The sequence below is a fragment of the Shewanella sp. SG44-6 genome (genome assembly GCF_014164185.1).
GTDB lineage: Bacteria > Pseudomonadota > Gammaproteobacteria > Enterobacterales > Shewanellaceae > Shewanella > Shewanella vesiculosa.
Genome location: NZ_JACJER010000147.1, coordinates 1 through 9,986, shown reverse-complemented (window position 1 = coordinate 9,986; position 9,986 = coordinate 1). Strand labels below are relative to the sequence as shown.

General features: G+C 39.8%; 9 protein-coding genes. 4 read left to right on the top strand and 5 right to left on the bottom strand.

The window, feature by feature from the left end:
- Window positions 1-30: 30 nt before the first annotated feature.
- Complete coding sequence (mnmH, locus tag H5185_RS18965; protein WP_182742864.1) at window positions 31-1,062, bottom strand: tRNA 2-selenouridine(34) synthase MnmH; 1,032 nt, start codon at window positions 1,060-1,062, stop codon at window positions 31-33.
- The gene (gene selD / locus H5185_RS18960; protein ID WP_182723766.1) at window positions 1,062-2,117 is read right to left on the bottom strand and encodes a selenide, water dikinase SelD; all 1,056 of its coding nucleotides are present in this window, start codon (window positions 2,115-2,117) and stop codon (window positions 1,062-1,064) included. Before selD ends, mnmH begins: the two co-directional genes overlap by 1 nt.
- 192 nt (window positions 2,118-2,309) lie before the next feature.
- Here selD and H5185_RS18955 point away from each other — a divergent pair, with 192 nt between their 5' ends.
- Together H5185_RS18955 and H5185_RS18950 are read left to right on the top strand one after the other, a co-directional pair.
- Window positions 2,310-2,921 (top strand): TetR/AcrR family transcriptional regulator, encoded by a 612-nt coding sequence (locus H5185_RS18955; protein WP_182723767.1) that lies wholly within the window; start codon window positions 2,310-2,312, stop codon window positions 2,919-2,921.
- The gene (locus H5185_RS18950; RefSeq protein ID WP_182723768.1) at window positions 2,912-4,768 is read left to right on the top strand and encodes an MFS transporter; all 1,857 of its coding nucleotides are present in this window, start codon (window positions 2,912-2,914) and stop codon (window positions 4,766-4,768) included. The genes H5185_RS18955 and H5185_RS18950 overlap by 10 nt, the downstream gene beginning before the upstream one ends.
- Window positions 4,769-4,845: 77 nt before the next feature.
- Here H5185_RS18950 and H5185_RS18945 read toward each other — a convergent pair whose 3' ends face one another.
- Window positions 4,846-5,955, bottom strand: coding sequence for a fatty acid desaturase (locus H5185_RS18945; protein ID WP_182723769.1), 1,110 nt, complete (start codon window positions 5,953-5,955; stop codon window positions 4,846-4,848).
- Window positions 5,956-6,111: 156 nt separating this feature from the next.
- Between H5185_RS18945 and fabR the strand changes: the two genes are divergently transcribed.
- Complete coding sequence (gene fabR, locus H5185_RS18940) at window positions 6,112-6,729, top strand: HTH-type transcriptional repressor FabR (RefSeq protein WP_124017706.1); 618 nt, start codon at window positions 6,112-6,114, stop codon at window positions 6,727-6,729.
- 82 nt (window positions 6,730-6,811) lie between these two features.
- On the opposite strand, the gene trmA is transcribed toward fabR, so the two are convergent.
- Entirely contained in the window at window positions 6,812-7,909 is a 1,098-nt protein-coding gene (trmA, locus tag H5185_RS18935) for a tRNA (uridine(54)-C5)-methyltransferase TrmA (protein WP_124017705.1), read from the bottom strand.
- Window positions 7,910-8,038: 129 nt separating this feature from the next.
- Here trmA and murI point away from each other — a divergent pair, with 129 nt between their 5' ends.
- Window positions 8,039-8,818 carry a glutamate racemase gene (gene murI / locus H5185_RS18930; RefSeq protein ID WP_124017704.1) on the top strand — a complete coding sequence of 260 codons (780 nt, stop codon included), beginning with the start codon at window positions 8,039-8,041 and terminating at the stop codon, window positions 8,816-8,818.
- A gap of 42 nt (window positions 8,819-8,860) precedes the next feature.
- Here murI and H5185_RS18925 read toward each other — a convergent pair whose 3' ends face one another.
- A complete protein-coding gene (locus tag H5185_RS18925) occupies window positions 8,861-9,304 on the bottom strand; it encodes an RNA-binding protein (RefSeq protein WP_124017703.1) in 444 nt (147 codons plus the stop codon).
- Between the last annotated feature and the right edge of the window lie 682 nt (window positions 9,305-9,986).

Below are 9,986 nucleotides of genomic sequence, written 5' to 3'. Positions count from 1 at the left end.
TGTATCAACTTGAAAAGAAACGCGACAGAGTTATCTTTCAAGTTGATACAGATACATAGGATCATAATAAATATCGAGTAACAGGCTTATCCAGTCTAAATGTTTACAGGTATCATTTTGGTTTTGTTGCATATTAAGTGCATCGTCAACCAAGATCTGTAATTCTTGATGTTGTTTACCACCTAAACGTTTACGGATCCCTAATAAGCTTCGAGTCAAATAAGCTTTAAATGCATCGAAACCAGCTTGTTCACCTAAAAGAGATACGTAATCAGCGAGTTTACTTTCTACATAGTCGTGGAGTAAACGCGGCAAACGTGCGTCTAATGGCTCATCAAGCAAAATAATATCAGCTTGTTGCATGGCATGGTAAAAACTGTGTGGTAGTGCAGAGCGACCAATCAGAATACTTTCATCTTCTAATAATAAATGACGATGATGCTGTTGTTGATGCGAGAGTAGTGCCACTGCTAAGGTATTTTCAAAGTTAATTTGGCTGGGTTGAGGGTCGATATTCTTACCAAAGCTCGATCCTCTATGATTAGCAATACCTTCAAGATCGACCGACTCATCTCGTTGATTAATCACTTCCGTTTTACCACTGCCGGTTATGCCGCTCAAGATAAGTACTTTAGAGTGACTGGGTGCTTGCTCAATAGTATTAATTAAAAAAGTACGCATGGCTTTATAACCCCCTTCAATATAAGGGATATGCATGCCAGATTCTTTAATCCATTGCTGGGATAATTTTGAGCGTAAGCCACCACGAAAACAATATAAATAACTGTCCGGGTGTTGTGTCAACTGAGTGAGCCAAGCATCTATACGCTGTTGCTTAACATTACCTTTTACCAACTCATGACCTAATGCGATAGCAGCATCTTGGCCATGCTTTTTATAGCAAGTACCGACTTTTTCGCGCTCACTATCTTGCATTAATGGTAAATTAATCGAGTGACTAAAGGCTCCTTTAGTAAATTCAATGGGTGCACGTACGTCGATTAATGAACGATTTTCTAATAAAAGTCTGCCATATTCTGAGCTGGGGATGACCATGCTCATTAGCTTAATTCCACAAGGATATTGTGTCCGCTAGTATGAGGTTCATAGGTATTGAGCATGCCGATACAAATCGCTTCAATGCCATTGGTTTCTAATAATTGTGTCAGTTCATGTTCAGCCTCTGCACTGACACTAACTAATAACCCGCCACTAGTCTGTGGATCGCAGATAATGGCTTTTTGATGATCAGTTAAGGGCGGTAAATACTCACTGTAACTGTCAAAATTACGATGGGTCCCGCCTGGTATACAACCTAATGCAAGGTAGTCACTGACTTTAGCAAGAAGAGGGACTTTGGATAACACTAAGTTAGCTTTAAGTTGTGCGCCTTGGCAGACTTCAATCAAGTGGCCAGCAAGTCCAAATCCTGTTACGTCAGTTAGCGCGTTAACACCATCTATTTTAGCGATATCAACCCCTATCATATTGAGCTGACACATAGCATCAGGTGCAATTTGACTGTCTTCCTCTCGAAGTTTTTTCTGTTTTTGTGCGGTAGTCAGAATGCCAATACCAATGGGTTTAGTGAGGTACAAACGATCGCCTGCTTTAGCAGTATTATTTTGCTTTACTCGCTCAAGCGGAATTTGTCCTGTTACAGCTAAACCAAAAATCGGCTCTGGAGAATCAATACTGTGACCGCCAGCCAGCATAATACCTGCATCTGCACAGGCTTGGCGTCCACCATCAACAACTTGTTGGGCAATTTCTGCGGGTAATATATTAATAGGCCAACCTAAAATGGCAATTGCCATAATCGGAGTACCACCCATAGCGTATATGTCGCTTATGGCATTAGTGGCTGCAATTCGACCAAAGGTAAACGGATCATCCACAATAGGCATAAAGAAGTCTGTAGTACTGATAATGCCAGTTTGTTCGTTAAGCTTATAAACGGCAGCATCGTCACGAGTTTGATTACCAACTAATAAATTAGAATCAGTAAAGACGGGGAGTTGTGATGCAAGAATGGTACTTAACACTTTAGGAGAAATCTTACAGCCGCAGCCTGCGCCATGGCTATATTCGGTAAGTTTAATTGCTTGCTGAGACATATTGGTTGATCTTTGATGGCGTATTGAGCGGTAATTATAATCACTATTGGCCCAAATATCTTGTTTTTTAGCCGTTTATCAAATTTAGTCGACCATTTAAAATGGATAAAAATATTATTGTGAACGTTGTTTTTTATTTTGTTTGCTGTTAACTTACCTTCCAATCAAGATAACTGATGTTAGGTGATTACTTTGGCAAGACGTAAAGAACATACTCATGAGCAAATAAAGACTATGGCTATTGAAGCCGTCGTAATGCATCTGCAGCATGACAATATTGAAACGTTGAGTTTAAGGAAGGTGGCCAGTCTAATAGGCTATGTACCAAGTACACTGATTAATATATTTGGTAGTTATCATTATCTATTATTAGCGGTGTCAGAGCAGACATTAGCGCAGCTGGCCAACAAGTTATCGTTGGAGATGAATGATAATCCACTGTTGAATATTCAGCAGATGGCGACAATTTATAGTGAGTTTGCCTTGCAGAATCGGCGTTGTTTTCGTTTAGTATTTGAGTTAAGTATGCCCGATGATCAGCCTTTACCAATTGCGCATTTAAGCTTAATAAAGTCATTGTTTGGTCTAGTTGAATCACAATTATTACAATACTTTCCAGAGGCCGACAGCCAAAAAATTGAAATGATGAGCAGAGTATTGTGGGGCGCTATTCATGGGTTAACATCTTTAGCACTAGATGGTAAATTATTTGAGGAGCAATCGTGTTTACAGGACATGCTCATCAGTCATGTACAGAGTTATATCGCAGGAATGAGCATTAAAAAGGAATTTACATGTTACTAACGAAACGATTTTTCCCTTATTTTGCCACCTTATGTTTAGGTGCGTTAAATGATAACTTTTATAAGAATGTGTTGCTGTTATTGGTGACCTACAGCCAATTAAGTGCATTACCAATTGATGTTAATTTATTTGTTAACTTAGCGGCAGGGGTATTTATTTTACCGTTTTTTCTGTTTTCAGCCCATGCCGGTATCGTGGCCGATAATATGGATAAAGCAAAGCTGATAAGACGATTAAAGCTGTTAGAGTTAATCATCATGTCTACCGCCGCGATTGCGATCGTGACCCAAAGTTACATGATTATGTTAGTACTCCTGTTTTTAACTGGCAGTCAGTCGGCGTACTTTGGCCCAGTAAAGTATTCATTACTACCACAAGCACTTAGTGAACAAGAGTTGGTAAAAGGTAATGCGTTAGTTGAAATGGGTACCTTCTTATCGATTCTCATTGGGACGTTAAGCGCCGGCCTCGTAGTGTCAAACGAAAATGGTTTAGTTTGGGCCGCCATAACGGTAACCGTATTAGCCGTTGCAGGTTATCTTGCTAGTCGTGCTATACCTTCATTGCCCGCGCAAGGGGAGCTTAACCCTAATAATTTCTCTCTGTTTTCTGGTACGTGGCGCTGCATCAATAAAGCTCGTGAAACCACTTCAATTTGGATGGCCATTTTAGCCATTAGTTGGTTTTGGTTTTTGGGTGCGACTTATCTGACTCAGTTTCCTAATTTTGCCAAATTGCATTTACATGCAGATGTCACGGTAGTGTCATTGTTATTAGCGCTTTTTTCTATTGGTATTGCCGTTGGTTCATTCGTGTGTGAACGTTTCTCTTTTGGCCATGTTGAGCTGGGACTATTACCGTTTGGGGTTTTGGGCCTGAGCGTGTTCAGTTTTGATATGATTAGCGCCATTCCAACTGCATCGGTTGAATTGGGGTTTGTGTACAGTTTTGAAGCCTTCATTGCTAACGCCCAACATTATCGGTTGATGATTGATTTATTTCTGGTTGGTTTAAGTGGTGGTTTGTTTATTGTGCCCTTGTATGCTTTTATACAAACTCGTGCAGAGAAGCAAGAATGTGCTCAGGCGATTGCGGCAAATAATATTATCAATGCATTTTTTATGGTGGGGTCTGCCATATTATCTATGGTGCTATTAAGTGTGTTCAATTGGAGCATACCTGAGTTGTTTACACTCATAGGTGCACTAAACCTTATTGTGCTGCTATATGTGTATTCACAAGTACCTGAGTTTACCCAACGTTTTATTAGTTACTTACTCAGTCATGTGATGTACCGGGTGAGAGTGTCTGGGCGAGAGCATATTCCATTGCAGGGGGCTGGCATTATTGTCAGTAATCATGTGAGTTATGTTGATGCTCTTATTATTATGGGCGCATCCACAAGGCCAATCCGGTTTGTGATGGATAAGTCGATTAGCGAGATCCCATTATTAAAGTATGTCTTTAGACATGCAGGCGTGATCCCGATTTGTTCACCTAAGAAGTGTGAAGCGACATACCTTAATGCGTTTGAACAGATACACCAAGCACTGGCTAATGATGAGTTGGTGTGTATTTTCCCTGAGGGCAGGTTAACCCCAGATGGAGATATAGGTGAGTTTAGACCTGGTATAGACAAAATATTACAACGTGATCCCGTTACTGTTATACCGTTAGCATTAACTGGATTGTGGGGATCTTATTTTAGCCATAAAGGCGGGCATGCGCTTACTACTTTACCTAAACGTTTTTGGTCTAAAGTCTCGGTAAGTATTGCGCCTTCCGTTGATGGCAGTCTCACCAATTGTAAAGTGTTGCAACAGCAGGTGACACAGCAATTTAATTAACACACTATGTTCGATTTTAGTTGCTCAAAACAAAAAAGGTCACGCATATGCGTGACCTTTTGTATATTGTTAAAAACTTACGACGTATAAGCAGCTGTTAGGCTTTTCCAATTACGTTGTTGTTCAAGAAATTGGTTACGCAATAATTGTACTTGTTGTTTCAGATTGTGATCTGTAAGTTGCTTGCGTTTCGCCTCTAACAAGCTCTTTTTAGCTTGATAATAGTCAACTAAGTGTTGCTTCATCAGCTCATACTCTGCTTGAAAACTTTCTATAATTTCATCGCAGTTTGGTAAGTGAGCGACCTTATTTTGTGCTTGTAACAACTGCATTTGCAAACGTGCACTTTCAATACGCTCTTGCGACACTTTACGTAAATCGGTTGCTAAACCAAACCAACTCATTAGTTTGATGAGCCATTTGGTTGGATCATAGTCCCACCACTTAATGCCATTACGATAATCATTTTCAAAAATGTGATGGAAGTTGTGATAGCCCTCGCCATATGTCAGCAATGCTAGAAAAGCATTATCTTTAGCGGAATTTTTATCTGTGTATGGTTGTTTACCCCAGATATGAGCCAATGAGTTGATAAAGAAGGTACAGTGATGTACTACCACCAGACGCAATAAGCCTGCCATGAGTACCATTGATAAAATATCGCCATTCAACCAGCCGATAAATGCAGGTAAAACAATATTCATTAAAATCACTAAGGCTAAATAGTGCTTGTGTTGCCACATAACGATAGGGTCATTTTGTAAATCACGTACGTTGTTGTAGTCACTGTAACGGCTGGCTTGGTATTCGCGCAGCATCCAGCCTATGTGGCTGTACCAGAATCCCATTTTAGCGGAGTATGGGTCTTTATCATTATTATCAACATGTTTATGATGAATACGATGATCACTACACCAATGTAGTGCGCTGTTCTGTAATGCTAATGCTCCACCTAATGCATATAAAAATCGCACGGATGGGTGAGCTTTATAAGCTTTATGTGACCATAATCTGTGGTAACCCGCAGTAATCGATAGACCACTTGCGTAAGCGAAAACAACAAATGCAATCCATTCAATGCCATCAAAGCCATGGGTAAAACCACGCCAAGGGATTAATACCGCAGCGCCGATGAAAGTAATGGCAAATAACAAGGTATTAAGCCAAATGATTGGAGGTTTTTTCATTTAATAGGGTTCCAATAATAGGTTTAAATAAGTTGAGCGTACAATTGTACGCTAATTTAACTTGGGCGGCTAGTCATGGTCAAGCTTAACAGGGCTGTGTTTCTGTTTTAAAAACGGTATTATCGTTGAATTAATATTGACTGAATGGATTAGTAAATGGGTGTAAGAGCGCAACAAAAGGAAAAAACCCGCCGTGCATTAGTAGATGCAGCATTTAATCAACTTAGTGCTGAGCGAAGTTTTTCCAGCTTAAGCTTACGTGAAGTTGCGCGAGAAGCTGGTATTGCCCCCACATCATTCTATCGTCATTTTAAAGATATGAACGAACTTGGCTTAACCATGGTTGATGAAGGTGGATTAACCTTACGGCAAATGATGCGAAAAGGTCGTCAACGTGCTGAGGCTGGTGGCAGTGTAATCCGTATTTCTGTTGACACTTTTATGGAAGTATTGGAATCAAATCCAAACGTGTTTCGAATATTGTTACATGAACGTTCTGGCACCTCTGCTGCATTTAGAGCTGCAGTTGAACGTGAAATTGAACATTTTATTTCTGAGCTTGCTCATTACACTGAAGCACAAGCTAAGCGCACACCTTTACTTGCGCGTGCTCAAGCTGAATCTTTAGTTATTTTAGTCTTTAATGCTGGAGCATCAGCGTTAGATTCAAAACGCAGCGAGCGAAGAGCTTTGGCTGACCAATTAGTGTTACAACTGCGTATGGTTGCTACTGGTGCTGAAGCTTTGCAGCATAAAATGGATAACCGAGCATAAACGATTACGATATAAACTCACTCTAAGCACATCAGAAACAAACAGGGCGCTAATCATTAGCGCCCTGTTTGGTTAATTTGCGTTACTTGCGTTCTAACAATACTCCCGACTCCATATGGTCGGTATAAGGAAATTGGTCAAATAACGCGAAGCGAGAAATTTTGTGGGTTTGGCTTAAGGTCTGTAAATTGTCATTGAGTGTTTCTGGGTTACAAGAGATATATAAAATCCGCTCATAACCTTGGATCAGCTTCAATGTTTCAGGATCAATTCCTGCACGTGGTGGGTCGACAAAAATCGTATTGCAATCGTAACTGTCTAAATCGATACCTTCTAAGCGTCTAAACTGACGTTTTTTAGCCATTGCATCACTAAAGTCTTCTGCTGACATCCGTATAATCTGAACATTATTTACTTGATTAATATCGATATTATATTGCGCTGCATCAACCGAAGGTTTTGCCAGCTCGGTTGCTAATACACGCTTAAAGTTTTGCGCTAATGCAATGGTAAAGTTGCCATTGCCACAATACAGTTCAAGTAAATCACCTTGGCTATTCTGAGTGACATCGATAGCCCACTCCAACATTTTTACCGATACTTTAGCGTTTGGCTGGGTAAAGCTATTTTCTATCTGCTTATAATGTAATTGCTTAGCATTGATTGTTAGCGTCTCGGTGACATAATCTTTGTCTAAATCGATTTTTTGCTTACGCGCACGGCCAATAATATTGACATTAAATTGAGCCGATAACTTTGCTTTCAAGAGCGTCGCCTGCTCACGCCATTCTTCATCAAGCTGGCGGTGATACAATAAAGACACTAATATTTCGCCACTCAAGGTCGATAAAAAATCAATTTGAAACAGCTTATAACGTAGCGCTGGATTGGGGATTAACTCCGCAATCAGCTCTGCCATCATTTCATTAATGAGCACACCTGCGGGTAAATATTGATCGCAACGCACTTTTGCATTCAGTGCTTTATCAAACATGTAGTAATATAAGTCATCACCATCATGCCACATTCTAAACTCAGCACGCATGCGATAATGCATAGGCTCAGAAGCAAAGACTTCAAGCGCTGGTGGATTGAAATCGGCAAAGGTCTTTTCTAGCTTGATGCGCTTTTGTTGTAATTGTGCATCGTAGTTTTTAGGATCCATTGCAGCTAAATTCATATCGTCCACCAAAGGCTGTAAAAAAGGGCGCAAATATTATACTAAATGACGCTGATGTCTAGTGCTACGCACCTAAGTATAAAATATCATGAACATTAATGCTGCGCACATTCATATTGGGAGCCCATATTGTCTGGACCTATTTTAGTATTTGACTCTGGTATCGGCGGATTGTCGGTATTGAATGAAATTAGAAAACAACTGCCACAGCATGATTATTGTTACTTATTCGATAATGCACGTTTACCTTATGGCAATTTGTCAGAGCAAGAGTTAATAACAGGCTGTGTTGCATTGATCACCCATCATGCTCAGCGTCTTAATGCCAGTATTGTGGTGGTTGCCTGTAACACTGCCAGTACCCTAGTATTGCCATTATTACGTCAACAATTAACTATACCAGTAGTTGGGGTTGTTCCCGCTATCAAGCCAGCAGCCATGTTATCAAAGAAAAAACACATTGGTTTATTGGCCACACCAGGTACGGTTAAACGCGATTATACTCAAGCGTTAATCAATCAATTTGCAGGAAACTGTAAGGTTGAATTATTTGGCACGTCAGATTTAGTCTTACTTGCAGAGCTTTATGTCGCTCAACAACCAATTGATATCGATAAACTCAATCATATCCTAGCACCCATTGCTGCATCGAATATTGATGTACTCGTACTGGGCTGTACTCATTTTCCAATGATAGCAGCAGAAATTAGTCATTATCTCGGTGATGGGGTAACACTACTAGATTCTGGAGAGGCGATAGCAAAGCGGGTGAGGTTTCTACTGAGTAAAGAACATAATGGTAATAAACAACTACAGGCATGTTATACCAAACAGATTAGCCAAGGGCTTAAAGCAACATTAGTCGATTATGGTTTTAGTGATTTTTCGCTGGTAACCATAACCGACTAACAACAGTGCTTAAGGAGTACTAAGAATCAGCTTCAATAGCGATTAGCTATTTTCTGAATCAGATTCTTGTGATTTAGCTTCTCTTACCTTTAATGTGCGCTCTTGAAAGCTGTAGTCATTTAATTTCGACATGGCTTTCTGTGCACCTGATTCAGACATCTCAACAAAACCAAATCCTTTACGACGCCCTGTTTTACGGTCTCGCACTAAACGAACTGAGTTAACCGGTCCGTATTCGCCAAACAATGCCTTTACTTCTCCTTCATGAACACGGTAAGGCAAGTTACCTACATATAGTGTCATAGTAGGACCAACATAAGGTTCATCAGACGAGCTTGAACCGCTAGAAGGTATAAAGGTGAAAATTAACGTCGCAACGACTACACCAGCAATAAACGCAACCGAAGATGGTGTACCGTTAAACTGAAAAAAAACAAAAGCGCCAAGAAGCGCCGCAATCAAAACAATCACGAATGATTTCTGCATAAAATAATCTCTAATGAATATAAAAATGATAAATAACTGTTAAATACTATTACATACTAATTAAAAATTACCAGATAAACCAGACTACTGTTGAAAAATTGAGCTCAAAAGTAACTTTAATATCAAAAATAACCATTTTGCTATTTAGTTAAAGACGCTTCTTTAACCGGAAAAGTTAAAAAAGAATCAATCTGCATAAAAGTTGGGCATTCAAAAGATTTCATTAATAAAAGCGCTTGCACTAAATCTTAAGCTGCCTATAATGCGCATCCACTGACACGGCAGACCGCGAAAGCAAAAACCGGTTAGCGTTATGAGCAACCACCTAGTGGTGTTGATAACAGGCAAAAAGAAGTTTGAAAAAACACTTGACGCCATAAAGGGATTGCGTAGAATACGCACCCCAAGCCAACGACCTAGCGTCTTACGGCGATGTATGAAAAATTGACATCACGCTCTTTAACAATTTATCAAGTAATCTGTGTGGACATTCACAGGTATTGAGTTATTCGAAATTGTCTTCTGTTCTTCGGAATGTTGGCAATCAAAAAATTTACACTCAATGCAACGATGAATGTTCATAGTAATATGTACAAAGACTTGTTTCGCTTCGGTGAGATAAGCAATCAGAATTCATTGAGCCGAATCGTAAGATTCAAAAAACTTTAATTGAAGAGTTTGA